Source organism: uncultured Bifidobacterium sp. (assembly GCF_949292005.1).
Taxonomy (GTDB): domain Bacteria; phylum Actinomycetota; class Actinomycetes; order Actinomycetales; family Bifidobacteriaceae; genus Bifidobacterium.
Map to the genome: position 1 here is coordinate 1 of NZ_CASEXV010000027.1, position 25,528 is coordinate 25,528.

The 25,528-nt window shown below is 61.6% G+C and carries 22 protein-coding genes and 1 pseudogene; 18 read left to right on the plus strand and 5 right to left on the minus strand.

All coding sequences use genetic code 11. The features are described from left to right. The first annotated feature begins 54 nt into the window (after positions 1 to 54). From Q1X90_RS01590 to Q1X90_RS01600, 3 genes and pseudogenes are all read left to right on the plus strand, one after another. Positions 55 to 1,341 (plus strand): ammonium transporter, encoded by a 1,287-nt coding sequence (locus Q1X90_RS01590; RefSeq protein ID WP_300765914.1) that lies wholly within the window; start codon positions 55 to 57, stop codon positions 1,339 to 1,341. A gap of 1 nt (position 1,342) precedes the next feature. Beyond that, complete coding sequence (locus tag Q1X90_RS01595) at positions 1,343 to 1,681, plus strand: P-II family nitrogen regulator (protein ID WP_300765915.1); 339 nt, start codon at positions 1,343 to 1,345, stop codon at positions 1,679 to 1,681. A gap of 139 nt (positions 1,682 to 1,820) precedes the next feature. Continuing rightward, positions 1,821 to 3,644, plus strand: a pseudogene (locus tag Q1X90_RS01600) (nucleotidyltransferase domain-containing protein); the annotation flags it as partial. A gap of 46 nt (positions 3,645 to 3,690) precedes the next feature. On the opposite strand, the gene Q1X90_RS01605 reads toward Q1X90_RS01600, so the two are convergent. Beyond that, a complete protein-coding gene (locus Q1X90_RS01605; RefSeq protein ID WP_300765916.1) occupies positions 3,691 to 5,055 on the minus strand; it encodes an MATE family efflux transporter in 1,365 nt (454 codons plus the stop codon). Positions 5,056 to 5,377: 322 nt separating this feature from the next. Here Q1X90_RS01605 and dnaB point away from each other — a divergent pair, with 322 nt between their 5' ends. From dnaB to Q1X90_RS01635, 6 genes are all read left to right on the plus strand, one after another. Further along, positions 5,378 to 6,799 (plus strand): replicative DNA helicase, encoded by a 1,422-nt coding sequence (gene dnaB / locus Q1X90_RS01610; protein ID WP_300765917.1) that lies wholly within the window; start codon positions 5,378 to 5,380, stop codon positions 6,797 to 6,799. A 1-nt stretch (position 6,800) separates the two neighbouring features. After that, the gene (locus Q1X90_RS01615) at positions 6,801 to 8,165 is read left to right on the plus strand and encodes a MurT ligase domain-containing protein (protein ID WP_300765918.1); all 1,365 of its coding nucleotides are present in this window, start codon (positions 6,801 to 6,803) and stop codon (positions 8,163 to 8,165) included. A gap of 20 nt (positions 8,166 to 8,185) precedes the next feature. Then, positions 8,186 to 8,935, plus strand: coding sequence for a glutamine amidotransferase (locus Q1X90_RS01620; RefSeq protein ID WP_300765946.1), 750 nt, complete (start codon positions 8,186 to 8,188; stop codon positions 8,933 to 8,935). 44 nt (positions 8,936 to 8,979) lie between these two features. Further along, positions 8,980 to 9,243, plus strand: coding sequence for a hypothetical protein (locus Q1X90_RS01625; RefSeq protein ID WP_300765919.1), 264 nt, complete (start codon positions 8,980 to 8,982; stop codon positions 9,241 to 9,243). After that, positions 9,218 to 10,927 (plus strand): AarF/UbiB family protein, encoded by a 1,710-nt coding sequence (locus tag Q1X90_RS01630; RefSeq protein WP_300765920.1) that lies wholly within the window; start codon positions 9,218 to 9,220, stop codon positions 10,925 to 10,927. Before Q1X90_RS01625 ends, Q1X90_RS01630 begins: the two co-directional genes overlap by 26 nt. Positions 10,928 to 11,000: 73 nt before the next feature. Further along, positions 11,001 to 12,029 carry a glycerophosphodiester phosphodiesterase family protein gene (locus Q1X90_RS01635; protein ID WP_300765921.1) on the plus strand — a complete coding sequence of 343 codons (1,029 nt, stop codon included), beginning with the start codon at positions 11,001 to 11,003 and terminating at the stop codon, positions 12,027 to 12,029. 45 nt (positions 12,030 to 12,074) lie between these two features. Here the strand turns inward: Q1X90_RS01635 and upp are convergent, their stop codons facing one another. The 4 genes from upp to Q1X90_RS01655 form a co-directional block, all read right to left on the minus strand. Then, a complete protein-coding gene (upp, locus tag Q1X90_RS01640; protein WP_300765947.1) occupies positions 12,075 to 12,713 on the minus strand; it encodes a uracil phosphoribosyltransferase in 639 nt (212 codons plus the stop codon). A gap of 342 nt (positions 12,714 to 13,055) precedes the next feature. Continuing rightward, the gene (locus tag Q1X90_RS01645; protein WP_300765948.1) at positions 13,056 to 13,739 is read right to left on the minus strand and encodes a hypothetical protein; all 684 of its coding nucleotides are present in this window, start codon (positions 13,737 to 13,739) and stop codon (positions 13,056 to 13,058) included. Between the two features lie 4 nt (positions 13,740 to 13,743). Then, complete coding sequence (locus Q1X90_RS01650; protein WP_300765922.1) at positions 13,744 to 14,844, minus strand: NUDIX hydrolase; 1,101 nt, start codon at positions 14,842 to 14,844, stop codon at positions 13,744 to 13,746. 79 nt (positions 14,845 to 14,923) lie between these two features. Next, positions 14,924 to 17,161: an RNA degradosome polyphosphate kinase gene (locus tag Q1X90_RS01655; protein WP_300765923.1), complete on the minus strand. Its 2,238-nt coding sequence runs from the start codon at positions 17,159 to 17,161 to the stop codon at positions 14,924 to 14,926. An 823-nt stretch (positions 17,162 to 17,984) separates the two neighbouring features. On the opposite strand from Q1X90_RS01655, the gene Q1X90_RS01660 reads away from it, so the two are divergent. The 9 genes from Q1X90_RS01660 to recR all read left to right on the plus strand — a co-directional run bounded on the left by Q1X90_RS01660 (position 17,985) and on the right by recR (position 25,481). Next, positions 17,985 to 18,689 (plus strand): hypothetical protein, encoded by a 705-nt coding sequence (locus Q1X90_RS01660; RefSeq protein WP_300765924.1) that lies wholly within the window; start codon positions 17,985 to 17,987, stop codon positions 18,687 to 18,689. Further along, complete coding sequence (locus Q1X90_RS01665; protein WP_300765925.1) at positions 18,664 to 19,719, plus strand: ATPase, T2SS/T4P/T4SS family; 1,056 nt, start codon at positions 18,664 to 18,666, stop codon at positions 19,717 to 19,719. Before Q1X90_RS01660 ends, Q1X90_RS01665 begins: the two co-directional genes overlap by 26 nt. Next, the gene (locus tag Q1X90_RS01670; protein WP_300765926.1) at positions 19,713 to 20,447 is read left to right on the plus strand and encodes a hypothetical protein; all 735 of its coding nucleotides are present in this window, start codon (positions 19,713 to 19,715) and stop codon (positions 20,445 to 20,447) included. The genes Q1X90_RS01665 and Q1X90_RS01670 overlap by 7 nt, the downstream gene beginning before the upstream one ends. Further along, complete coding sequence (locus Q1X90_RS01675; protein ID WP_300765927.1) at positions 20,444 to 20,989, plus strand: type II secretion system F family protein; 546 nt, start codon at positions 20,444 to 20,446, stop codon at positions 20,987 to 20,989. The genes Q1X90_RS01670 and Q1X90_RS01675 overlap by 4 nt, the downstream gene beginning before the upstream one ends. A gap of 205 nt (positions 20,990 to 21,194) precedes the next feature. Further along, complete coding sequence (locus tag Q1X90_RS01680; RefSeq protein ID WP_300765928.1) at positions 21,195 to 21,485, plus strand: DUF4244 domain-containing protein; 291 nt, start codon at positions 21,195 to 21,197, stop codon at positions 21,483 to 21,485. Next, on the plus strand, positions 21,482 to 21,859 hold the full coding sequence (locus tag Q1X90_RS01685) for a TadE family type IV pilus minor pilin (protein WP_300765929.1): 378 nt from the start codon (positions 21,482 to 21,484) through the stop codon (positions 21,857 to 21,859). The genes Q1X90_RS01680 and Q1X90_RS01685 overlap by 4 nt, the downstream gene beginning before the upstream one ends. Then, positions 21,856 to 22,257, plus strand: a complete 402-nt coding sequence (locus Q1X90_RS01690) for an Rv3654c family TadE-like protein (protein WP_300765930.1) — start codon at positions 21,856 to 21,858, stop codon at positions 22,255 to 22,257. Before Q1X90_RS01685 ends, Q1X90_RS01690 begins: the two co-directional genes overlap by 4 nt. Before the next feature lie 30 nt (positions 22,258 to 22,287). Next, the gene (gene dnaX / locus Q1X90_RS01695) at positions 22,288 to 24,879 is read left to right on the plus strand and encodes a DNA polymerase III subunit gamma/tau (RefSeq protein WP_300765931.1); all 2,592 of its coding nucleotides are present in this window, start codon (positions 22,288 to 22,290) and stop codon (positions 24,877 to 24,879) included. Continuing rightward, complete coding sequence (gene recR, locus Q1X90_RS01700; protein WP_300765949.1) at positions 24,879 to 25,481, plus strand: recombination mediator RecR; 603 nt, start codon at positions 24,879 to 24,881, stop codon at positions 25,479 to 25,481. The genes dnaX and recR overlap by 1 nt, the downstream gene beginning before the upstream one ends. Positions 25,482 to 25,528 lie beyond the last annotated feature (47 nt).

Genomic DNA, 25,528 nt, shown 5'->3' on the forward strand with positions numbered 1-25,528 from the left:
CCCGTCCGACGTGGGCAGTGCGTTCACGAAACGAGGTCAGAGAGGGAGGTAGATATGGACTCCGGAAATGCCGCATGGATTCTCACATCCGCGTCATTGGTGTTCCTGATGACGCCCGGCGTTGCGTTCTTCTATGGGGGAATGGTCCGCGCCAAGGCTGTGCTGAACATGCTCATGCTGTCGGTGGGCGCGCTTGCCGTGACGGGTGTCGTATGGATGTTCTGGGGATGGTCGATCGCCTATGCGGGCAACGACATCGGTGGAATATTCGGCGATCCCGCATCGGGCTTCCTGCTCAAGGACGCTGTCGTTGCCAAGGATGGCGTCTTCACCGCCACGGGCCTGAACGGCAACAAATACCCCGTGAGCATCGACGTGGCCTTCCAGCTTGCGTTCGCCATGATCACCGTGGCGTTGATTTCGGGAGCTCTCGCGGAGCGCATCAAGATGAGCACATGGATGCTTTTCGTGGCTTTGTGGATCACCTTCGACTACGCGCCCATGGCCCACATGGTCTGGAACGGTGGCCTTCTGTCCAGCACTGGTGCGATTTCCACGGCCATTGGCGCCGCCGCCCATGATTTTGCAGGAGGCACGGTCGTCCACATCAACGCCGCAATCGCCGCCTTGGTGATTGTTCTGATTATCGGTAAGCGCAAGGGCTTCGGAACGGAGCCGATTCGTCCGCACAATGTCCCCTTTGTGATGCTCGGCGCGTTCCTTCTGTGGTTTGGATGGTTCGGATTCAACGCAGGCTCTGCCTTCGCGGCCAACGGAACCGCCGGATACGCATGGATCTCGACCACCGCCGCCACGTCGGCCGCAACCCTCAGCTGGCTTTTCACCGAGAAGATTCGCAGTGGCCACTACACGGCCATGGGCGCGGCCTCCGGCATGGTCGCCGGTCTGGTCGCCATCACCCCCGCGGCGGATGTTGTCTCCCCGATCTGGGCCATGGTGCTTGGTGCCATCGCTGGTGTCCTGTGTTGCTTCGCCTGTGGGCTCAAGTTCAAGCTCGGCTATGACGATTCGCTCGATGTCGTCGGCGTCCATGGCGTCGGCGGTCTGACGGGCACCGTCCTCATCGGTTTCTTCGCCGAGGGAACGGGACTGTTCGCCGGTGGCGACGGCAAGCAGCTGTTGGTGCAGATCATCATCGCGCTGGTGGCCATCGCCTACTCGGCCGTCATCACCGCGATCATCGCCTTCGCGCTGGAGAAGACCATGGGCTGGCGCGTCACCGAGGCGCAGGAGGTCTCCGGGGTCGATCTTGTCGATCAGGGAGAACGTGCTTACGATTTCGCTGGAATGTCCAGTTCGGTTCTCAAGGAGGTGAAGTGAGATGAAGCTCATCACAGCGATCATCCAGCCGCATAAGCTCGATGATGTCAAGCAGGCGTTGTCCGCCGCCGGAGTCCACGGGCTCACTGTGTCGGAGGCGAACGGCTACGGCCGTCAGCGTGGGCACACGGAGGTGTATCGCGGCGCCGAGTACACGGTCGACCTCATTCCCAAGATTCGCATCGAGGTTCTCGCCGACGATGCTGATGCTGAGACCCTGGTCTCCACCATCGTCAAGGCGGCTGGATCGGGAACCATCGGCGACGGCAAGGTATGGGTCGCTCCTCTCGACTCCGTCACCCGCGTGCGGACCGGCGAGAACGGCTCCGCCGCAATCTGATGGCGTGTGGCGTCTGATCTGACGCGTGCGAATCCCCGTATGGACGAGTGTCATACGGGGATTCCTGTATCCGCAGCGGTGTGATGGGCATGGTCGTGGACGAACACACGGCGGTCGGTGTCCGGGAAGTCGGGTTGACATGGCAAATGCGGTGGATGGTCTGAAGAAGCGTTTCATGGCCTTGGGCAGGCCCGATGCCGACGGTGTGTACAGGGACGGGGCCGTCAAAAGACGTGAGCGTTCATCTCTTGCGGTTGACGCCATATCACGCCTATGGTCGCAGGCTTGTGAATCGTTGCAGTTCGACGTGCCTACGGAGGGGATCGCGTTGGCGGCCGTCGGCTCGTTGGCGCGCGGCCAGATGGGTCCCAGCTCCGATCTGGATCTCGTCGTCATCATGGAGCCTCGTGTGCTTAAGGACTCGCAAATTTCCGAGTTGACGAACAAACTGTGGTATCCCCTATGGGACTGCGGACTTGATCTTGACCATTCGGTGCGCACCCGGCAGCAATGCGAAAGCGTGACCGACCAGGACCTCCCCGCGGCCATGGGCTGGCTGGATGTTCTTTCAATCGCGGGAGATGCCGGCTTGGTGGAGCGCACATCGTCGTCCATTCTTGAGCGCTGGCGGCGGGCGGCGCGCAAACGGCTTCCCGAGCTTTTGGAATCCGCGTCGGCCCGATTGGAGGAGTTCGGTCGAATGCCGTATCTCAACCAGCCCAATGTCAAGGAGGCGCGGGGGGGGCTGCGTGACTCGGTTCTCGTCTCCGCTCTCGCGGCGTCATGGCTGGCGGACCGGCCGCATGGCGGTTATGACGATGCGGTTGGCAGGCTTCTCGACGTGCGCGACTGCATCCATCTCGTTGCTGGCAAGGACACGGATCTTCTTCTCGCGCAGTACCAGCCGTCCGTGGCGCGGATGATGGGATTGTGCGATCCCACCCTTCCCGAGCCCGATAGGGCGGTGAACGCGGTCGAGGATTTGCAGACGCTGCTGTCCCGTCTCGGCAGGCGCATCGCCTTCGCCCTTGATGCCACGGCCTCGCATGCGGAGCACACGGTGACGCATGAGAGGCCGCGCTTCGCCTTCTTCCAGATGATGCGCCCGCAGTCCGCGGGGCGTCGTGAGGCTCCACGATTCGATGTCATCGCTCCGTCAGTGGCTGAGCATGAACATGAGGTGGTTCTGGCGCCGGGAGTGGATCCCGCGTCGGATGCCGAGCTGCCGTTGAGGGTGGCGGTCGCGGCGGCGGAGTTTGGTTTGCCCATCAGTCCGGTCACGCTGGTGAATCTGCGCCTGTGTCCGATTCGTGACGATATCTGGGATGAGAGTTCCAGAAGCCTCTTCATCCGACTCCTGGCGTCCGGAGATTCGCTTATCCGCGTTTGGGAGGAGATCGATTATGTGGGGATTCCCGGACGGTGGATGCCGGAATGGCTGGGCGTGCGCAACCGTCCATCGGCGTCGGCCGCGCATCGGTACACGATCGACCGACACATGGTCGAGGTGGTTTCCAGACTGGGAAGGACATCCCCTGATGGAGTGCGCTACGACGATGACCACTACTGCGCTCTTTTGCTGGCCGGTCTGCTGCATGATATCGGCAAAAGGTCGGGAGTGCGTGACCATGCGGCCGAGGGGGCGAGGCACGCCCCAGTGATTCTGCGTCGCATGGGGTATCCGGAGACGATTGTGGACATGGTCATCGTGCTTGTCCGTGAGCATCTGACGTTGTCGGAGTTCGCCACGGGTAGGGATCCGGCGGATCGTTCAGCGGCCCAGGAGCTGGCGGACAGGCTGGGCGGCGATCCGGTGATGCTTGATATGCTGTGCGATCTGACACGTTCCGATGGCTCATCGTTGGGGGCCACCGCGGGCGAGGTGATCAGTCGGCAGTATGGGTGGTCGAGGTGGAGGGAGACCACGGTGCGGATGATGTACGCCGCCGTGCGAGACGTCATGATGGACTCCTGGGAGACCGACTCTGCGGCCGATGCTGATGGAGATGTCAGTGCATCCACTGGTCCGAGCGGATCCGCAGACCGTTGAAAACGGCTCTGGGCCCGATAAACAGGACGTTGATGAGCATCCATAGAACGACCATGCGCATGGTGTCGGTTGTGAGGATCCGTCCGTTGGCCGCGTCGGCCGCTCCCAGGGCGGGGATGTAAACCAGTGCCGTCAGTGTGCAGGTGACGGCCAGATAGCGATAGTCCCGGGCCCCTATGAGGATGCCATCCAACGCCCACATCCACCCGGCAAGCGGAAGGAAGACGGCCTGCGTGATCATTCCGATGGCGATGAGTCGGACGATCGAGGGGTTGGGGCTGAACAGCGGCGAGGTGAGCCACGCCAGAGCCAGCATGGCCGCCGCGATGAGCAGCCCGGTGACCAGACCGGCCTTGGATGCCATCGAGACGGCCTTGCGGGCCTGGTCACGGTGTCCCGCTCCCAGCTGGAGCGCCACCAGAGCCTGTCCTGAGATGCCGATGGCGTCCAGCATGTTGAGGACGAAGTTCCATACGGCGTTCACCGACTGGTAGGCGGCCAGGATGTGGTCGCCCATCCGTGCCGCCAGCATCACCGTGCCGACCAGCGCGCACCGCAGCGCGAGGGTGCGGATGAACAGGGGGCCGCCGTCACCGGCGCTGCTTAGAATCCCTTTCATCCGTGGAGCGAGACGCGCGCCGCCATCGTGGGCCCATCGCAGTGTGGGCACCAGCATGATGAGGCAGGTGAGCCATTGCGCGATCAGAGTGGCCACGCCCGACCCCACTATCCCCCAGCCCAGTCCGATCACCATAATCACGTCGAGGATGGTGTTCATGGCCGCTCCGCAGACCGCGGCGACAAGAGTCAGACGTGTGCGCTCGAGGCCGCGCAGAATGCCATTGCACGCGTAGACCAGAAGCGCCCCTGGAAGCCCTCCGATCATGACGAGCAGATAGGCGGTGGCGTTGTCCAGCACCGACCCTTGGGCGCCCAGAAGCGAGCATAGTGGTCTGGCGGTCAGTCCGATGATCGCGGCGACCGCCACCCCGATCGCCAGCGCGAGCCACAGCCCGCTGACCCCCTCCTCGAATCCCTCGCGTCGATGTCCGGCACCCATAAGGTGAGCGACCCGCGAGGTGGTTCCATAGGCCAAAAACACGCAGAGTCCCACGGTGGTGAGGATGATCGTCGATCCTATGGACAGTCCGGCCAGGGCGGAGTCGTTGACATGTCCCACGATTGCGGTGTCGATGAGGATGAACACAGGTTCGGCGATGAGTTGGCCGAAGGTGGGGATTGCCATGGCGACGAGCTGGCGGAGCATGTCACGCGATGATTGCGATGCGGATGCAGGGGAGGACTGGTCGGCGCTGGGGCTCATGCGGCCAGCTTACGGGCGTGGGTGTGCAACCGACGTGGTTGTTTCATTCCCACCGTCCCTTTCCTGTGACGGCGCATTACCACAGTGCCGGTGGTATCCGGACCGTCGCACTGCGTCGGGGGGAGTAATCCCCACACTATGCACAGAGTTATCCCCACCATGTGGATAACTCGGGGGATTGTCCTCTGTAAGATGCCTTGAATGTGGATAACTTTTTTTCTTGTCCACACGGAAGGTGTCGGAGTGTCGCCGCTTGAGTACGAGTCTGGCGTTCAGCTGACGGATTCCGGCGGGTCACACCCGGGACCCTATACTCATAGGCATGGCAGATGGTGATTCATGGGACGATTCTCGGCGGCGGTTGGGTGCGAGTGGCTCCGTGGCGTCGACGACGGCCACGTCCGGCGCTATTTTCGACCGTGTTCCCCCTCATGATGATGAGGCCGAGATGGCGGTTCTCGGCGGCATGCTGATGAGCAAGGACGCGATCGGCGAGGTCTCGCAGATGCTGTCCACCACCGATTTCTACGAGCCGCGCAATCAGACTGTGTACCAATCGGTCGTCGATCTTTTCGCTGCGTCGCAGCCGGTCGATGTGGTTCTTGTCGCGAACCAGCTGCTCAAGGATGGTGATCTTGACAAGGTGGGAGGAGCCGATTACCTCCACAGCCTTGTCGCGTCGGTTCCTACGGCGGCGAACGCCACGTACTACGCGCAGATAGTGCATCAGCGCGCCATCCTGCGCAACGTCATCGCCACAGGCACCAAGATCGTGCAGTTGGGGTACTCCGCCGAAGGATCGCAGGCCGAGGATGTGGTGAACATCGCGCAATCCGAGGTCTACGAGATGAGCGTGGGCAAGGTCCGGCAGGACTATGCGCCCATCGGCAGCGTCGTCCACGACACTCTCGACCAGCTCGACAAGATGCAGAACAATGAGATCGAGAAGGGCGTCCCCACAGGCTTCCGCGACATCGACGACGTGACCCAGGGGCTTCAGCCCGGCCAGATGATAGTCGTGGCGGGACGCCCCGCGATGGGAAAGTCGACACTGGGCATCGACTTCGCCCGTTCGGCCGCTTTGCACCACAACATGACGGCTGTAGTCTTCTCGTTGGAGATGAGCAAGGTCGAGCTTGCGCAGCGCATCATCTCCGCGGAGACGAACATTCCTCTGGTGGCATTGCGGCGGGCCGACGACATCTCCCCCGAACGGTGGAACACACTCAACAACTTCTGGACGCGCCTGCAGGACGCGCCTTTGTTCATCGATGACAGTCCGAACATGAGCCTTATGGAGATCCGGGCCAAATGCCGTAGGCTCAAGCAGACGAACGACCTCAAACTCGTCGTCATCGACTATCTGCAGCTCATGAGCTCCGGGAAGAAGGTCGAAAGCCGGCAGCAGGAGGTCTCCGAGTTCTCCCGGGCGCTCAAGCTTCTCGCCAAGGAGCTCGAGGTCCCCGTCGTAGCGCTCAGCCAGCTCAACCGTGGACCTGAGATGCGCAACGACCGCAAGCCGCAGCTGTCCGATCTTCGAGAGTCGGGATCGATTGAACAGGACGCCGACGTGGTCATGCTCGTCCACAGGCCGGATTTCTACGACAAGGAGGACCGTCCAGGGGAGGCCGACATCATCATGGCCAAGCATCGCAACGGTCCGACCGAGACCTTCCATCTCGCGTTCCTTGGCGCCACGTCGAAGTTCAAGGACATGCCGCAGGACAGTCAACAGGGGGTGTGATATGACGGCGAACGCGATGAACGTCATCACTCCGGCGGTCGGCAGAATGGCGTCGGCGGTCTCACGGTTGACCGGTCATGGGGGCAGCGCGTTCCCGGGGCTGGTGGCGGAGCGCATCGATCCGGGATTTCTCGCGCGGACACTGTCGCGGCTTCCCTATGGTGTTGTGCTTGTGTCCGGCACGAATGGCAAGACGACCACAACGCGCATGATCGCCACCATGCTGGAGGATCTGGGACTGCGCGTCTTCACCAATCCCACGGGGTCGAACTTCACCCGCGGCGTCGCGTCCGCCCTTGTGGGTGCGGTGGGTCCGATTGGACGCCTGTCGGCAGACATCGCCGTGCTGGAGCTTGACGAGGCGTATGCCGTCCGTTTCGTCGCCCAGATCAGACCGCGGTACTCCGTGCTGCTCAATGTGCTGCGCGACCAATTGGACCGATTCGGGGAGATAGACCACACCGCCGACCTGCTGGGTGCCGTGGCGTCCGCGACGACAGGAGCCGTGGTGCTCAACCGCGAGGATCCGCGTATCGCATCTCTGGCGTCCCGTGCGTCCGATGGAGTGGACGTGAGGTATTTCGGACTCGAGAAGGGACTGCGCGCGCTGTTCCCCTCCGATGACGACATGCACGACGACGACCTTGGCGAGTCTTCCTCAACGACGTGCGGCGCCGTGCCATCGACCGACCATGCGGACGCGATTCGCGCGGATGTAACTCTCGCCTCCGTTGGCGACCACAGGGCGACTTTTATCGTCGACGGTCGGGAATCCTCCACCGATGTCAGGCTCGAGGGAGTGTACAACCTCTACAACGCGGCTGCCGCACTCGCCGCGGTGCGCGCGGTTCTTCGAAGCGTGCCCTCGGAGGGGAAGGGGCCGCATCCGACGGATGAAGATGTCGTCAGGGCCTTGTCCGGTGTCACTCCGGCATTCGGCCGCGGCGAGTCGATTGACGTCGACGGAACATCCGTGGAGCTCCTCCTGGTCAAGAACCCCATGGGATTCCGCCTGTCCCTGGCGTCCTTTCCGCCACAGGACCACGACACGATGATCGCCATATGCGATGAGTACGCCGACGGTCGGGACATGAGCTGGCTATGGGACGTCGATTTCCGCTCCTTGGTTGGTTCCGGCGTCGATATGGTGTCGGGTACGCGGGCCTGGGACATGGCGTTGCGTCTGGAATACGACGACGTGCCGGTCGGGTCGGTGGACACGGATCTTGAGTCCGCGGTCGAGCGGTTCGTCCGCTTCGATCCCGAAACTCCTAAACACATCTACTGCACGTACACCGCCATGCTCCGCGTCCGTTCCGCGCTCGCGAAGGTGGCGTCGGTGGCCCAGGTGGGCGTTGGCCGCTGACACGGTCGAAGGGAGTCATGATGGCCAAGGTGATAGACGTCGTATCCCTCTATCCGCGGGACATGAACATCTACGGAGACTGGGGAAACATTCTCACCGTGAGACGGAGGCTCGAGCTGTATGGGTATGAGCCACGCCTGCATTCCTACAATCAGGGAGATGACTGGCCCGAGCATGTGGATGTGGTGCTCGGCGGAGGTGGTCAGGACAACTGCCAGAAGCGCATCACCGCGGATCTCTTCCGGCGTGCCGCCGATCTGCGCGCGCTGGCGGCGGACGGTGTCCCCATGCTGATGATCTGTGGTCTGTACCAGCTGTTCGGAGAGTATTTCCAGACGAATGACGGGTCTCGTCTTGAGGGGATCGGTGTTCTGGGCGTGTACACCGAGGGGCACGAAAAAAGGATGATTGGGAATCTCGTCGAGCATACGAAGGATTTCGGGGACGTGATTGGTTATGAGAACCATTCCGGTCAGACATTCCTTCGAGGGGACACTGCGGCTTTGGGCCATGTGGACCACGAGGGGATGGGCAACAATGGCGAGGACCACACCGAGGGCGCACGTAAGGGGAACGTCATCGGAACATACATGCATGGATCGGTTCTACCCAAGAATCCGCGTCTGGCGGACTTCCTCATTCGTTCCGCAGTGGAGCGTCGCTATGGCGCTTTCGAGCCATCGTCCGACAGTGTTCTGCGGGCTCGTCTGAAGCATCTTGATGAGGTGGCCGGCAGGGCACGTGATGTCGCAGCGACGCGTCCCCGATAGGGTTTTGTGCGCTAGAGTGGACGTACCTTGTCAAGGAGGCAATCATGGGTGATCTCAATTTCGGCGAAGGTCTGCGCAGGGTGTTTCTGGCGGGTGTCGGGGCGCTGGCTACAACGGTCGAGAAAAGCCAGGAGATAGTCGACGGTCTGGTCGCCAAAGGTGAGTTGACGGTCGAGCAGGGAAAAGCGCTTAACACCGAGCTGAAGAGGAAGGCCGCGGAGAACCGAGCCACGGCGTCCGCTCCTCGCGAGGACGAGGCCGATTCCCAGAAGGACGATGCGGATGGAGCGGCCGACGACGTCCAGTAGCGCCGGGTCCGCCCAGCCGTCCTTCGCGGACGAGGAGACCATCGGGCTGCTGGGTGGACGGCGGCAGTCCATGTCGACGCGTTACCATCTCACGCGCCGGGGGGCGGTGCGCCGTCTTGTCCAGATCGCCAAAATCGCCAACAGGTTTGATGTCCTCCATGGATTGACGCCCATCAAAATGAGGCTGATGTTCGAGGCGCTGGGGCCGACGTTCGTCAAGGTCGGCCAGATTCTCTCCATGCGCTCGGAGATCCTTCCGCAGCAGTTCTGCGATGAGCTTGCCAAATTGCGGGCGAACGCCGACCCCATGCCGTATTCCACGGTTATCGAGGTTCTGGAGCGCGAATACGGTCGCCCCGTCGATGAGGTGTTCGAGAGTATCGACCCCAGTCCTCTTGGCTCGGCGTCGCTGTCGCAGGTGCATCGCGCCACGCTTGTCGGGGGCGAGGATGTGGCGGTCAAGGTGCAGCGTCCCGGTGTCCGTGAGACCATGGCGCAGGACGTCGCCATCATGCGGTCGATCGCGTCCACGGCATCCAAAGTGGTGCGCAAGCCGCAGGTCGTCGACCTGAGGGGCGTGGTGGAGGAGCTGTGGGAGACCTTCGAGGCGGAGACCGATTTTCGTGTGGAGACCCGCAATCTTGTCGAGTTCAAGAGGTTCTGCGGTGATTTCGCCTACATGGACTGTCCGAAGCCCTTCACTGCCCTGTGCACGGAGCATGTGGTCGTCATGGATTATGTCGATGGAATCTCCGTGTCGCGTCCCGATCTCCTCACGTCCGAGGGATACGACCTTTCCGAGATAGGAACGAAACTCGTCGACAACTATGCCACGCAGATTCTTGACAGAGGCTTCTTCCACGCCGATCCGCATCCGGGGAACATCATCGTCTCGGAGGGGCATATCGTTCTGATAGATCTGGGCATGACCGGCCGCCTCAACGGGCGCATCCGTTCGGTGCTGCGGGACATGATCTTCGCGGTCGCTCAGAAGGATTCCCCGCGGCTGGCCGATGGACTGCTCCGCTTCGCGGGCGCCGAGGCCGAGGTCGGCGACTATCCTGCTTTGCTGGCGGATTTGGACGCCATCGTCCAAGAATACGGCACGGTGGATCTCAGTGACCTTGATCTCGCCGCTTTCCTTGCCGCGATCACGCAGATGGCCACCCGGCATGGAATCGAGGTTCCCAGCAGCGTGACCACAGTGGGACGCGCGTTAGTGACGCTGGAGGGAACTCTCGACGAGTTCATCCCCAATGTCAACATGATCGAGATCATTTCCAAGCACATGGCGGCCTCCCGCAGCGCCTCGTCATTGGCTTCCGACGAGCTGGGCAGGCTGGGCTCCGAAAGCCACCAGGCGGTGCATGGGCTTCTCGCGGCGCTGTCGGAATCCAGAGTGGCGGCGCGCATGCTTACGCGCGGCCAGTTGAGAATCAACCTTGAGCTGGTGGGGTCGCGTGAGCCGATGCTTCTGCTCTCCGATATGGTGAATCGCTTGACAATGGCGTTGATAGTCGTGGGACTGTTCGTGGGGTCGTCGATCGTCTACTTCGCTGGCATGAAGCCGGTGGTTTTTGGAATTCCACTGATAGGTTTCCTTGGATACGTCGTGGCCTTCGTTTTGTCGTTGTGGATCGTGGCCGACATATATGTCAAGGGGCGGCGTGCGCGCAGACAGTAGCGGCGTTGCAACGGGCGGAGTGGAGCCTCGGAAAGGAAAGGGCGTTGAGATGCTGAGCAGAGGACGGGGAAAGATGACGCGATCATCCATCGGATCAAGGTTGGTGGTCGCCGCTGCGGCTGCCTGCGGAATCGTGGCATGGGCGGTGTCGCCTCGGATGAGGAGTGATGCCGTTCGCCGTGATGTGCCTCAGGTGCCACGCGTATGGTACGCCCATCGTGGATTGCATGACGCGGGATCCGGACTGACCGACGCGTACTCGGCCCATAGTGGGGAATATGTGGCGCTGGCTCGGCGGATGGCGTTGCGCGCCGGCTATGGGTCGGCGGATTATGACGGTCCGTTGGCTCCCGAGAACTCTTTGGCGTCCTTTGCCGCCGCCTGCGAGGCCGGTTATGGAATCGAGCTCGATATCCAACTCACACGCGACGGGCAGGTCGTCGTGGTCCATGACTCCACCCTTATGCGTGTGGCGGGTGATCCGCGACGTGTGGGGGAGCTCACCTATGAGGAGTTGTGTGGGATAGCGCTGTTTCCTGCGCCTTCCCGTCCCGGCGACGCGAAGTCGGCACCGGCCGGCGAGGCATCGGAGCGCACGGTGGATGGACGGGCGCAGCATGTGCCGCTGTTCTCTGATGTTCTCCGGCTTGTCAATGGGAGGGTTCCTCTGATCGTTGAGTACAAGATGCCCTCCCTGGACCGATGGGATGAGGGTTGCGAGAGGCTTATGGAGAGCGGGGATCGACTGCTCCGGGAATACGACGGCGACTATGTCGTCGAATCGTTCCATCCTGGCGCGCTGAGATGGTACCGCATGAACAATCCGTCGGTGTGCCGGGGGCAGCTGGCGGCGCGGGCGGATGGCGGCTCGAAGGACATTTCGGCCAGACTGGCCGGATTGCTGGCGTTGAATTGGATGTCGCGCCCTGATTTCGTTGCGTACGACTGGGTCGATGGCGGCACTCCCGCCGTGCGTCTGGCCCGTGCCCTGGGTGCGGTTATGGTGTCGTGGACGGTGAGAAGTCCGGAGGAATGCGAACGAGCCGGCATGATGTTCGACCGGCATATATTCGAGGCTTTCGTCCCGTCCGGTATGGCCTGAAACGGACGGGACGGCCGTCATCCTGGGATGTAGTGGGAGACGGGATTAGTCGATCAGTCCATACAGGCGATCGCCGGCATCTCCCAGACCCGGGACGATGTAGGCGTGCTCGTTGAGACGCTCATCGACCGCGCAGACCACCACTTTGAGGTCGATGGAGGGATCGATGTCTTTCTTCAGCCTCTCAAGTCCCTCAGGAGCCGCGATGATGTTGATCGCCGTGATGTCCTTGGCGCCACGTTCGGCCAGGTAATGGGTGGCGGCGACAAGGGTTCCGCCGGTGGCCAGCATGGGATCGAGGAGGAAGCACTGGCGGCCGGTCAGATCCTCGGGGAGGCGGTTCGCATAGGTGATGATGTCCAGGGTCGCCTCGTCACGGCGCATTCCCAAGAATCCCACCTCCGCGGTGGGAAGTAGGCGGGTCATGCCATCAAGCATCCCGAGTCCCGCGCGGAGCACCGGAACGACCATGGGTTTGGGGTCGGCGATTTTCTTTCCGACGGTCGGCGCTACGGGGGTGTCGATGGGTTTTTCGACCAGATCGAGATTGCGAGTCGCCTCGTAGGCTTCAAGCGCGACAAGCTCGGACACCAGTTCACGGAAGATGTTCGAAGGGGTGTTTTTGTCACGAAGGACGGTGAGTTTGTGTTCGACCAGAGGATGGTTTACGACGTGAAGTTCCATACGCACAAGCCTAAGCCCTCGACGTGCCATGACGCACGCCATCACGGCGTTTCGGCTATCGCGTGACTGTTCCCTCCATCGAGCCGTATCGGGTACGGAGACATGAGGTACGTGGGTTGATGTCGTGACGAAAGACGCGACCAAAGACGTGTGTGAAGACGTCGGACCATGAAAGCGCCTGTCGGCGCAAACGCCGCTCGCGGCGGCAACAAATGGAGCCCGGGGCTTAAGCACGGCCCGACGTCGACCCTCAGTATATCCCCCGCGTCACTGGTTCATCGTACGTACGCGTGGGGTGGAAAAACGACTGTAGGGAATCCGGTTCCATCCCCTACTCCGACGCTATTCCAGACGCCCACGGCGCCATAGGGCCGCACCGTGGTGGAAATCCGATGACGTTGTGTGCAGGTTCGCCGCCCTGTGGACAAGTTGGGCCTTCTCTTGGGGGATGTCCGTCCCTGTCTGCGCCTGGGATCGCAGGCCGTTGGCGATGACCGCGGTGAAGGCGCTGGCCCTGTCCAGGGCGATGGCGAAATCCCCGGTGAAGGCGCCTGACAGAATCGAATCGGCGGTGTGTGCGATGTCATCCGCGGTGGGAGCCGAATCCAGACCCGCTATCGCGCTGGCCGATGTCGCGACGGGTTCGCCCTGGGACCACAACCGCGCTATCGTTTGGGGCTCTCGGTGCATCCATGAACGCAGCATATACAGGCGCCATAAGATGCCCGGAAGTGAATCCGGATCCGCGTTGCTCCAGAGTTCGGCGATGATGTCCACGCCTTCGGTGTCCACCACGGTCAGCACCCGCCCCACGATCTGTGGGTCGGTGCTGTGGTGGACACGGTCAAGAAGCGCCGCGGCCGACACGTGGCTCATCTCACTGATTGCCTGGGGGTCCATGCCGCCGGCAAGATGTTCCACGGTGCCGGGGGCGAGCTGTCCTGGGCGGGAGGGGCGCCGCGATCCCGTCGACGGCGGCGTGAAAGCGGTTCCGCTGGTGGTGATGGAACCGTGCTGGAAGGAGATCGAATCAGTGGACAAGGGGAACCACTTTCTGAACGTCGATTATGGATGGTCCGTCAGGTCCCGCTGCCAAGGACATCACCAAAGCGGTTCCTGTGGGCATGAACGGGGATGATTCCACCAGAGCGGAGGCCTGCGTCCGTGAGGAGCATAGTGGACGCAGATGACCGAATACGGAGCCGATGACAGGGCGGTGCATGCAGATGGCGGTGGTTGAGGTTGTGCTCATGCAAGCCTCCATCTCGTTGAGAAGCCGATTCCAGGAAGATTCGGGATTTTGGGCGAAGGATTCCTCGGTCAGCTCGTCCGCCCTGCCTATTGGCATCTCGACATGGAATGAGTATGGGGCCAGCGTCTGCATACAGCGCAGCCAAGATGAGGACACGAGCCGGGAAGGGGCGAAGCAGGCCAGCTCACGGACCAGTGCATAGGCCGCGGCCGCGCCTTTGGGGGTGATGGGCCGATCCTCATCAACGCCACGCCACTGCTTGCGTGGTTCCGCCTTCGCGTGGCGCACCAGGATGAGGGTTGCAGCGCCAGCGGCTTCCTCCAACCGATCGACGAAGGCGTCGAGGATGTCGCGATCCTGCGAGTGGGAGAGGAGTTTGCGCGCTTTCCGGATTGGAAGCCATCGCCGTTCGTCGATTTCGGCGGCATCGGCGGGAGTCACCGGACCGAACGCCGGCCGGCGGCGTCGTGCCGAATCGTCGTCGATTATCTGCGCCATCCAGTACACGACATGTTTGGTGTCGCTGAGGGAATCGCGAGACTTCCTGCCTTTGTGTCCCTCGGAATCCACAGGGTATTCGATCTCGCCAAGACGGGGGCCGAGGCGCACGGGTTGGCCTGACTCCTCTTCGATCTCCCGCACGGCCGCATGGCGGTGCGACTCGTTCGGTTCGAGCTTTCCCTTAGGCCAGCTCCAATCGTCGTAACGGGGGCGGTGCACTAGACAGACCTCGATGTCGTCGAAGGACTCAGCGGAGGTGTCCGCCTGGCCTTTGGACCCATCGTTCCGGGGGGAGGTGGTGGGGGCGCCCGTGTCCGAGTCGGCCAAGGGTCTGGTGCGGTAGACGATTCCTCCCGCCGCTTCAATGATTCGTCTCATGCGTGCTGAGCCCCCAATCCTCGGCAGGACGTCCGATGCTGTGGTGTCGTATGGTCCGGCTCCTCGCCGGCGCCGTCAATCAACTGGCCGTGTGCGGACGGCGCTGGTGTTTGCGGATCAGATATTCCTGCGAGTCGACCAGCGGCCGGCCGTCCTCATCGCGGGAGTGACGGTCGTATGCCCCGTTCGCCTGCATGTGCCAGGACACCGTGCTGTCTGACATCTGTAGGTCGATGTAGTTGACGAGCTCATCCACCTGTTCGGGCGCCGTGACCCTGACCAGAGCCTCGACGCGTCGATCCAGGTTCCGGTGCATCAGGTCCGCGGATCCGATCCACACTTCAGGCCCTGAGGACGGTCCCTCGCCGATTTGTGGTCCGTCGGAATTGGCGAATGCGTAGATTCTGCTATGTTCCAGGAATCTTCCCAGAATGGAGCGCACGCGGATATTGTCGCTCAGCCCGGGAACTTCGGGTTTGAGCGCGCATATGCCACGTTCGACGATATCGATTTTCACGCCCGCCTGGCTGGCGCGGTACAGCGCGTCAATCGTCTTCTCGTCGACGATGGAGTTCACCTTGATCCGGATCCACGCGTCCTTGCCATCGCGTGCCGCCGCCTCCTCGCGGCGGATGCGCTGTATCAGGCCCGTCCGGACTGTCCTCGGAGCGACGAGAAGCCGGTGGAAGCTTGATTTCGGCGCATAGCCGGACAGCTGGTTGAAAAGACGCGTGAGGTCCTGCCCCACAACCGGGTCGCAGGTGAGAAGCCCGAGGTCGGTGTACGACCGGGCGGTCTTCGGGTTGTAGTTGCCGGTTCCCACATGGCAGTACCGGCGAAGACCATCGGTCTCCTGTCTGACGACCAGTGACAGCTTGCAGTGCGTTTTCAAACCCACGATTCCATAGACGACGTGCACTCCCGCGCGTTCAAGCTTCCGCGCCCAGGCGATGTTGGCGTCCTCGTCGAAACGCGCCTTGATCTCCACCAGGGCCAGAACCTGCTTTCCCGCATGGGCGGCGTCGATGAGCGCGTCGATCACCGGTGAGTTGCTGGATGTGCGGTAGAGCGTTTGTTTGATTGCCAGAACCTTTGGGTCGGCGGCCGCTTGGGAGAGGAACGCCTGCACTGATGTGGAGAACGAATCGTAGGGGTGGTGGAGCAGGATGTCGCGCTCGCGGATGGCCGCGAAGATGTCCTGTGCCCTGCTTGATTCGACCTCCGCGATCTGACGGTTCGTCGTTGGGATGAAGGGCCGGTATTTGAGGTCGGGCCTGTCGATGTCCTGCAGCTCGAACAGCACGGTCATGTCCAGGGGCGGCGGAAGACGGTAGACCTCATCCGCGCTGATCCGCAATTGTCCGGCAAGAAGCTGGGACAGGAATGGGCTGGTCAAATCGGATATCTCGAGCCGGATGGGAGGCCCGAAGCGGCGTCGGAGGAGTTCCTTCTCCATCGCGTTGAGAAGGTTCTCCGCATCGTCCTCCTCGACGTCGATGTCCTCATTGCGGGTGAGCCGGAAAGATCGGGCCTCTTTGATGATCATGCCCGGGAAAAGCGTCTCCAGATGCGAGATGATGAGATTCTCCATGGTGATGAAGCCATACCGCTCTTCACGTCCCTCCTCATCGGTGAGATCGTCGACCGGGACAAGGCGGTTGAGATTTCCGGGGATCTTCACGCGGGCAAAATGCGATTTTCCGGAATTGGGGTTCTCGACCAGTACCGCCAGATTGAGGGAGTTTCCCGAGATGTAGGGGAAGGGGTGCGCCGGGTCAACGGCCAGGGGCGTGAGGACGGGGAACACCTGTTGGCGGTAATAGCGCGAAAGCCTCTCCTGCTCTGTGGTGGTGAGCTTATCCCAACTCAGAAGCACAATGTGTTGGTCGGCGAGTTCGGGGAGAATGCGGGTGTTGACGTAGTTGGCGTGCTCCTCCTGAAGTCTGTGGGCCTCCTCGCTTATCGCATGCATCTGCTGACGTGGACTGAGACCGGATGGTGCGGTGACCGCTATGCCCGAATCGATGCGCCGCTTGAGCCCGGCCACTCGGACCATGAAGAACTCATCAAGGTTTGACGCAAAGATCGCGGCGAAATTGGCTCTTTCGAGCAGCGGGACATCCTCGTCCTGCGCAAGCTCGAGGACGCGCTTGTTGAATTTCAGCCAGCTGAGCTCTCTGTCGAAAAACCTGTCGTCCGGAAGCGCCTGCTCACCGTCGGGCGAGATGCGACGGTCGGTTTTGTCGATCTCGGCGATGTGCTCGGCGATCTGGCTGCGCAGGAGGGCCTGGGAGGGTGCGTCAAAATTCTGTGCCATGTACTCACTGTAGGTCGCCGGGGGTGAAGTGTGGAGCCCGACCCGCATAAATTCAGACGGTGTTTACATTCTTCCGCAGTCACGGGGATTTATGCGGCTCGCAGCGTGGCTGGTGCGACACGCCGAGGGGGAGGAGAAGCGAACGGAAACGAACATCCAGGTCTGGTTTCATGTTCATATTCGCTCAACGATGATGTGCAAACGAGAGATATGCGACAAAAGGCAAAAGTTGGGAACATGCGCCTGATCTGGGTTGTCATGGCCTCGCGAGCGTGCATAATAGGAGGTGCAAGCACAAGTGAAGAGGTGGAAGCCCACAAAGGTTAATGGTCACGAGGACCATCTGTTGGACGGGCATTGGACAGACTTACCGTCGCAACAAAGGAGTTGTGCAGAGATTCCACTGATTTGGTGCTTGCAGGGAGGCCCGCGGGATGCGGGCCTCCCCTTTTTATTGCTTCTATTCGTTGCTTCTACCACCGGTTATGCGTGGCGTCGCCATCGGACTCCGCCGGCCCTGCTTCCCCGCTCCCGAAGGCCGTGCGTGTCATCATGAACTCCGAAGGATGACGATTGGCCACATTGCCTTCTCAGCGGCTTGGAGGCACGCTTCCTGATGTTGGCTGAGGTTATGCATTCTCAACAACCAAAGTCCCTCTCGACGGTTCGGTCCTCTACGGAAGTAAATTCCGGGCTCCTGCTGGAATCGCCGCATCGGTCGTCCAATCGCGGCGCGCGTGGCGCCACCGCGAACTGGGATGGCGCGTCGGCAGGGCGGTTGGTTGTCGTTGTTGGGGCATCCGGCGGCATAGGAACCAGCTCCTTGACGGCGTTGATCGCGCGGTCGTTGACGTCGAAGGACGACAGGGCGATTCTCGTTGATGCGGATCGTCAGGGTGGCGCTCTTGATGTGTTGCTCGGGATTGAGCATGAGACCGGTGCCAGATGGCAGAACTTGGGACTGGAGGAGTCCCTTCCCGATCCGAGGTCGCTGTCGGTGAGGATCCCGTCGTGGGACGGGGTCTCGGTTCTATCCCTTGGCTCATGGTCGCGTGATTGTCCCGATGTGCGGGATATGTCTCAGGTTGTGTCCGTGCTGGCGGGAGCGTCCCGCGTTCTTGTGGATTCGGGACGGTCGTGCGAGATGTTGGAGTCTGTCTCCGTTGACCCTCTTTGCTGTCTTGTGGTGTGCGAGCTTTCGGTTCATGGGCTTGCGCGCGCGAAGGGTCTTATGCGGGACATCCGGACACGTCCCGCGTGCCTTGTGGGGGTCAGTCCCCATATGGCACGTGCCGGTCGTGTGGGCATTGACATCGCTGATGCCGCAGACTACCTGGACTGCGGTGACGATGTGGTGGTCGCCGGTCCTCTTCCATCATCCCGTTCCCTTAGTGAGAACATCCTCACGGGTTTGGGGTTGTCCGATGTCAATCGGCGGGTGAGAGGTGTGGTGGAGTCCGTCGCAGGCTTCATTCGGAAGTGTGAGGAAGGAGTCTGCGGAGATGCGGATAAGATTCGGGCCTCTTGATCCCGTTATCACCGATTCGTTGGTCACCGACGTCGCCATCACCGTCGATGGACGGGTGTGGACCGATAGGGGATTGGGAATGGAGAGGGATCCCAGGGTGCCGGATTTCCGCTCTCCGAGGTCGGTTCGGGAGTTCGCCGTGGGTCTGTGCGCGCAGCTGGGAAGCCGCTTGGACGATGCGTGTCCGATAGCCGACGCGACCTCGTCGGATGGAATCAGGGTCAATGCCGTCATAGCTCCTGTGGTCCCAGATGGAGCGAGCGTATCCATACGTATACAGCCGAATACGGCTCCGGGGCTTGATGATCTGGCAGCTCGAGGCATGATGCCGGACTCATGGACGGTTCTGCTCCGGAGAATGGTGGCAAGCCGGGCCAATATCCTTATCGTCGGAGCGACGGGATCGGGGAAGACGACCCTTATGCGCGCGTTGCTGCGTGAGTGCGCTGCGGGGGAGCGTGTGGTGAGTGTGGAGGAGGTGCGGGAGCTGGGCGACATCGGCGTTGACAACCATGTCGCTCTGGCCGTCAGAAAGGCGAACGTGGAAGGTGCCGGGGAGGTGGGGATGGAGGATCTGGTCAGGGCCTCGCTGCGGATGCGCCCGGACAGGATTGTGGTGGGTGAATGCAGGGGCTCCGAGATGGCGGAATTGGTGAGGGCCTTGAACTCGGGACATCGGGGAGGTATGACAACCATCCATGCGAACGGAATCGAGGCGGTCGCGTCTCGTCTGGTGGCTCTTGGTCTTCTGGCCGGAATGTCTCCGCAGACGGTTGCGATGATGGCCCATGAGGCGTTTGACGTGATCATTCACGTTGGGCGTCTCTCTGGCGTCAGGCGTGTCCGCGGACTGGGTCGTCTCAGCTGCCATGCGGGGATTCTCTCGTCTCATTCGGTTGCGTGGTGGGATCCCGGGGACGCATCGGGACCCCGCTATGGCCCGGACTGGGGTGAGTTCAGCAGGTTGTGCCTTTTCGCTGATCCTGCGTGCGCGCCCGACGATGTCGAGGAGGGGACAAGCGGATGCTGATTCATCTCGTTGTGCGTCGTGGAGTGCGTCGTCGGTTGGCCTCGCTGCCCTTGGCGGTTCGCGTGGCCGGAGTCGTTGTTCCGGTGGAGGGGGATGACGTCGATGGGGACGAGGAGGTATCGCGTCTGGTGTCCATGGTGAGGGCTCGCGTGATTTCCGGCATGCCCATCGCACGGGCCATGGATGTGGCCGCTCCTCTTTATGCGCATGCGAGGTCGTCGAGGGACTCCTCCGAATTTTCTCGCTCGACGTTTTCCCGCTCCGCGATTGAGGGTGTTCTGGGAAGCGGCGGTGGATCCCGGCTTCATGACGTGGGCCATGTTGTACGTGGATTCGACGCCATCATCCGAGTCTGTTCGTTTTCGGGAACTCCCATGTCGCCCTGTCTGGACGCACTTCTTCGCGATGTGGCGGAGCGTCGCGCCGTGCGTGATGGGATGGAGTCGGCCTTTGGCGTTCCGCGTGCCACCGCGCGGCTTCTTGCTGTTTTGCCCATGCTGACGATTGGACCGTCCGAGTTGGTGGGAATCCATGCTGTGGGATTTCTTCTATCGGGCAGGGCCGGCTTGATCTGTCTGGTTGTGGGATTGGGGATGTACACCGCGGGGCTGCTGTGGATTCGTGTTCTTCTCGGATCGCATGCATTGGAGGCGACGATGCCTCGTTGGGGTCATGGGCGCATCCGGCCGGCGCGCCAATGTTCGGGAGACTTGTGGACGTCATCATGATGGTGGTTTTGGCGATTGGTTTTCTGGCTGCGACGGCCATGTATCCACGAAGGATGCTTCTGAGACGTTTGGGTGCGCTTGACGTGCCCCCAGCGATGTGGGAGCACCACATCTCGGAGACGCTGCTCATTGGACTGGTCTCGGTGCTTATGCGCAGTGGAGCCTCCGTGCATCGCGCGCTCGACGTGGTCGGCGGTGTTGTGGATGATTCGCGAGGCGATTGCCTCATGTGCGTTGTTGATCATCTCAGGTCGGGCATCGCATGGGACGAGGCGTGGGAACTTGCCCGGATTCAAGGGTTCGACTTGGATGGATTGTCTCTTTTGCGTGAGGGATTGCGATCGACGTGGGTGGATGGCTCTCCGCCGGCTGCGGGATTGGATGAGGCGATTGCGCGGTCCGAGTTGCGTGCCAGATCCGCTTCGTCAAGCGCCGCATCCCGTCTCTCCGTCAGGCTGCTCATGCCGGTGGGTTTATGCATGCTTCCGTCTTTCATCTGCCTTGCCGTCATCCCCGCCATCGTGTCCGTGGTGTCGTCGTAGGCATGCGGCCATTGGGTCCATCATGCACATGCTGTCGGGCGACGCTTGACCACAGTTCTTTCGGTGCATGTGATGGGGGGCCTTTGTCGGCAAAAATGGTCTGTGGCGGGGAGACCGCTCTTCTTCCCTCCAAAGCCACAAGAAGGCATAAAGAGCGAGAACGAAAAGCATAAGAGAAACTTCATAATCCTAAGCGGGAAGGACCATGATGATGAACGTTGATAACCGTAATAGCAAAGGACATATCGGGAAGGCTGCGACCCTTGATGGCCGGCCGCGCGGACTCGCGCAGCGATGGCGGAACATGATGTTTCTGGCCGACGCGCGTCTTCGTCTTCTCCTGTCCGGGGAGGAGCGTGGGGCCGTGACCGCCGAATACGCCGTGGTTCTTGTGGCGGCCACCGGCTTCGGGGCCTTGCTGGTGTCCCTTCTTAAATCTGATGTGGTCAAGAATCTTCTGCTGGACATCATCAAGAAAGCCTTGCAGCTGTCATGACCGACATTGGATCGTCCTTTCGCGGGTCGTCGGGCGGGTGGTGGGATCGTGGTTCCGTGACGGCGGAGTTCGCGGTGGCCATCCCCGCCGCCTTGGCGCTCGTTCTTCTTCCACTTGCTATGGTTCCCGCCATCACGGCGACGGTTCGTTGCCAGGACGCGGCGTCCTCTATAGCGCGGCAGGTGGCGGTGTCGGGGTCTTCCGAAGATGCGGATCGGATGGGTCGTCGGGTCGCCGGTGACGGGGCGGTGGTGGATGTCACGAAGGATGAGGAGGGGTATGACATCGTAGTGGTGTGTCCCCTGCCCTCGGACCCTTGGGGCTTGCTGCCGTCCACGGTCAAGCGTCATGCTTTTGCGGCGGTGGCCGCATGAAGCGAGAGCGAGTCCACGAGATTAGCCAGCGTGGGTCGGGATCCATACTCGCGTTGATGGTCGTCGTCTCTGCGCTTGTCACGCTATCGGCTACGATGCTCGTCTCGTCGATTGTTTTGGCTCGCGCGGAGGCTCGTGCGGCCGCTGACACCGGTGCTGTCGCCGCCGCATGGTCCGTGCGTTTCGGGGGTTCGGCGCCATGTGAATCCGCGCGTGCCGTCGTTGCGCGCTATGGGGGCGAGATGGTCGACTGTCATCGCGAGGATGGTGATGTTCGTGTCACCGCGGATATTCCTGTTCCCGGCATACCCTCGGCGCTTACGAGAGCGGTGGCGCTCGCCGGCCCCCGCGACTGCGGCGCCGCGTCCGAAAAGTCTTCCTCCGTGTCGGCGGCGTGAAGATATCACGGGGAAGGTAGGTTGGATGATATGGCACTTGCACTGTATCGACGTTATCGTCCTGATGTCTTCGCCGATGTCATCGGTCAGGATCAGGTGACGGTTCCATTGAGCCGTGCCCTGGACGAGGGCCGGCTGACGCATGCGTATCTGTTCTCAGGTCCACGGGGTTGCGGGAAAACCAGTTCTGCCCGAATTCTCGCTCGCTGTGCCAATTGTGCTAAGGGGCCGACATCGCATCCCTGCGGTGAGTGCGACAGCTGCCGTGATCTTGCCACGGGAGGCCCTGGATCCCTGGATGTCGTCGAGGTGGACGCGGCCAGCCACAATGGAGTGGATGACGCACGTGACCTGAGGGAGAGGGCTGGCTTTGCCCCTGCGCGGGATCGCTATAAGATTTTCATCCTCGACGAGGCGCACATGGTCACGCAACAGGGATTCAACGCCCTTCTCAAGATCGTGGAGGAGCCTCCTGAGCATGTGATGTTCATTTTCGCGACGACTGAGCCCGATAAGGTTATCGGCACGATACGGTCGCGCACACACCATTATCCGTTCCGTCTTGTGCCTCCGGAAGTGATGGCGCCCTTCCTTAAAAAGGTGTGCGCGGCGGAGGGCACCACCTACGACTCAGGTGTGCTTCGTATGGTGATGCGTGCTGGCGGAGGATCGGTGAGGGACACCCTGTCGGTGCTTGATCAGCTCATGGTCGGCGCTCGCGATGGCCACATCGAGTACGATTCGGCAACGGCACTTATGGGATTCACCCCCGATTCCCTTATCGGCGCGGCGGTGGACGCCGTGATTGATTCAGACGGTCCGGGGTTGTACGGCGTGGTAGAGAAGGTCGTGGCATCGGGATTTGACCCCCGGCGTTTTGTCGATGACCTTCTTTCCCGTGTGCGTGATCTTCTCGTGCTGCGTCTGGGGGGTGAGCGCGCCGAGGAGTCATTGGGCGACGATCTGGGTCCCGACGATCTTCGTGATCTGAGGCGTCAATCCCAATGTTTGGATTTACCCCAATTGACATCCATGGCCGAGGTCATTGATTCGACTTTAAGCACGATGGCCGGAGCGGTGTCGCCTCGAATGAGACTTGAGCTGCTTGCCGCTAGACTTCTGGACCTCAGGGATGAGTCCCGCGGCGGCGCAGTTGCACTGCCGCAGGCCGGAGGGCGGAAGCCGTCGGGAGAAGGGGAAGACAGCTCCTCGGGTGCAGAGCCACCGGCGGCCGGTTTCGTGGGATCCTCACGTTCCGCGGCGACGGGTCCCTCCGCTCCGGCCGCGCCGTCCTCGTCCTCGTCCGTGGCGTCGGCGAATCCGGTCGCCGCTACGCACCCTTCCCGGCAACCAGTGCCATCTCCCGCGTCACAGACTGCATCCGCACCTGATCCGGCCTCCTCTCAGATTCGGCCGAAGGATGCCGAACCGTCGAAAGAACAGGATTTGAACGGCATGTGGGACGCGGTTCTCGCGTCTCTTCCGGACGACGTCCGCTCGTACGTGGACCGGCATCATGTGCCGCGCGTGTCGATGTCCACCAAAGCCAACGGCATCCAGGTGCTGGTTATGACCTTCGACTGCGCGCTCAGCCAGCATGCCTTCGCTTTGGCTGTTGATGGGCAGGGGAAGAAGGCGTCGAAAACGGTTCTGCGCGCGGTCCGCGAGGTTTTCGGTCCGCGAAGCACCATCATGCCTTCCCCTGTCGCGGCGGACGGCGAGCATGTGGAGACCGCTAGCGCCATGCCTCCCGAGAAGCTTGCCGACGTCAAACGTAGGATCGCCGTGGCTCGGGCGAATCTCGCGGTGGGGGAGTTGTCGGCATCCATCGTCGGAACCTCTGCGAGGGATTCGGAATCCAGTCGTGAGACGCACGTAGGCAAAGATTCATCGAACGTCTCGGACGACGATGATCCCACCCATCGAGGCGCATCGTCGGAGAGCCAAGCTGCGGGAGCACGTGGGCGATCGAGTTTTCTCTCCGATGTCGACGATGTTGACGCATCCTGGTATGAGCCCATACCTGTGAGCGGATCTATGACGTCCGTCGATGCCTCGTCCCCGGCTGACCGCACCGTGGCCATGCAGTCGAATGCCGTCGGTTCCCGGGATGACGAGACCATGCGCGGTGTCGATGTTTGGGCCGATCGGACGATGGCTGATGACGGAGAGCCGTCCGCGGATTCGCATCCCCGCACCTCCGGCTATTCGTCGGAACCCGGTGCACACATGGGCGACGGGAAGAATGATGGTCGTAGGAATGGTAATCGGGACGACGCTGGCCAGAAGAACGCCAACGGCCAGAATGCCGGTCCGGAGGGCGACCCTTGGATGTCGGCGCCTCCAGGGGACGCCCCCGAGGGAAGACTGTCGCCGGAGGTGGCCCACCAGTCTGCGGATCGGACTGCAGGTCAGTCTTCAAGCCAAGCGGTTGGCCGACCTGACGGTTCGGAGCAAGATGACGAGTATTCGCTGGCGGACCGATCGCTGGAATCACAGACCATGACCCTTGACGAGATGACGCAGATGTTCCAGGTGTCCACTGTGGAGAGATACGCGGCCAACGATCCACGAAATCCATTGGGGTCCGCGGACGGTGATGGTAGCGAGGGGAGAGAATGATGGCGCTCGCCTATGGAGGGTCCATTGAGAGGCTTATCGATTCATTGTCCAGACTTCCCGGAATAGGCCCCAAGGGAGCCCAGCGCATCGCTTTCCACATACTGGGAACCAGTGAACAGGATGCGCAGGATCTTGCAGACGCGATTCTTGAGGTCAAGGCCAAAGTGCGTTTCTGTGATGTGTGTGGCAACATCTGCGAGGCGTCCCCGTGCCCCATATGCGCGGATCCGCGTCGGGACCACGCCATGATCTGCGTTGTCGAGGAGCCCAAGGACGTGATGAGCATTGAGCGCACCCGCGAGTTCCACGGTGTCTACCATGTCCTCGGTGGAGCCATAGATCCTATGGCCGGCGTCGGACCTGCGGACCTCTCGATCGCGGGGCTGTTGGAGAGGTTGCGGGATGGTTCCGTGACCGAGGTCATACTTGCCTTGGATCCGAACATCGAAGGTGAGGCGACGACGTCCTACATTGCTAGGCTTCTGTCGCCATTGGGGATAACCGTGAGCCGTTTGGCCAGTGGGCTCCCCGTCGGTGGCGATCTCGAGTATGCCGACGAGGTGACCTTGGGCCGTGCGCTTGAGGGAAGACGCCGGATCTGACGTTCCGGCAGGATGGCGGGTTGTGGGGCCGCGGGGTGGGAAGTGCC

Excerpts from the sequence above, each read along its gene's own strand:
- Q1X90_RS01590 (WP_300765914.1), top strand. The coding sequence starts at position 55 with ATGGACTCCGGAAATGCCGCATGGATTCTCACATCCGCGTCATTGGTG.
- Q1X90_RS01595 (WP_300765915.1), top strand. The coding sequence starts at position 1,343 with ATGAAGCTCATCACAGCGATCATCCAGCCGCATAAGCTCGATGATGTC.
- Q1X90_RS01605 (WP_300765916.1), bottom strand. The coding sequence starts at position 5,055 with ATGAGCCCCAGCGCCGACCAGTCCTCCCCTGCATCCGCATCGCAATCA.
- dnaB (WP_300765917.1), top strand. The coding sequence starts at position 5,378 with ATGGCAGATGGTGATTCATGGGACGATTCTCGGCGGCGGTTGGGTGCG.
- Q1X90_RS01615 (WP_300765918.1), top strand. The coding sequence starts at position 6,801 with ATGACGGCGAACGCGATGAACGTCATCACTCCGGCGGTCGGCAGAATG.
- Q1X90_RS01620 (WP_300765946.1), top strand. The coding sequence starts at position 8,186 with ATGGCCAAGGTGATAGACGTCGTATCCCTCTATCCGCGGGACATGAAC.
- Q1X90_RS01625 (WP_300765919.1), top strand. The coding sequence starts at position 8,980 with ATGGGTGATCTCAATTTCGGCGAAGGTCTGCGCAGGGTGTTTCTGGCG.
- Q1X90_RS01630 (WP_300765920.1), top strand. The coding sequence starts at position 9,218 with ATGGAGCGGCCGACGACGTCCAGTAGCGCCGGGTCCGCCCAGCCGTCC.
- Q1X90_RS01635 (WP_300765921.1), top strand. The coding sequence starts at position 11,001 with ATGACGCGATCATCCATCGGATCAAGGTTGGTGGTCGCCGCTGCGGCT.
- upp (WP_300765947.1), bottom strand. The coding sequence starts at position 12,713 with ATGGAACTTCACGTCGTAAACCATCCTCTGGTCGAACACAAACTCACC.
- Q1X90_RS01650 (WP_300765922.1), bottom strand. The coding sequence starts at position 14,844 with ATGAGACGAATCATTGAAGCGGCGGGAGGAATCGTCTACCGCACCAGA.
- Q1X90_RS01655 (WP_300765923.1), bottom strand. The coding sequence starts at position 17,161 with ATGGCACAGAATTTTGACGCACCCTCCCAGGCCCTCCTGCGCAGCCAG.
- Q1X90_RS01665 (WP_300765925.1), top strand. The coding sequence starts at position 18,664 with ATGCGGATAAGATTCGGGCCTCTTGATCCCGTTATCACCGATTCGTTG.
- Q1X90_RS01670 (WP_300765926.1), top strand. The coding sequence starts at position 19,713 with ATGCTGATTCATCTCGTTGTGCGTCGTGGAGTGCGTCGTCGGTTGGCC.
- Q1X90_RS01675 (WP_300765927.1), top strand. The coding sequence starts at position 20,444 with ATGATGGTGGTTTTGGCGATTGGTTTTCTGGCTGCGACGGCCATGTAT.
- Q1X90_RS01680 (WP_300765928.1), top strand. The coding sequence starts at position 21,195 with ATGATGATGAACGTTGATAACCGTAATAGCAAAGGACATATCGGGAAG.
- Q1X90_RS01685 (WP_300765929.1), top strand. The coding sequence starts at position 21,482 with ATGACCGACATTGGATCGTCCTTTCGCGGGTCGTCGGGCGGGTGGTGG.
- Q1X90_RS01690 (WP_300765930.1), top strand. The coding sequence starts at position 21,856 with ATGAAGCGAGAGCGAGTCCACGAGATTAGCCAGCGTGGGTCGGGATCC.
- dnaX (WP_300765931.1), top strand. The coding sequence starts at position 22,288 with ATGGCACTTGCACTGTATCGACGTTATCGTCCTGATGTCTTCGCCGAT.
- recR (WP_300765949.1), top strand. The coding sequence starts at position 24,879 with ATGGCGCTCGCCTATGGAGGGTCCATTGAGAGGCTTATCGATTCATTG.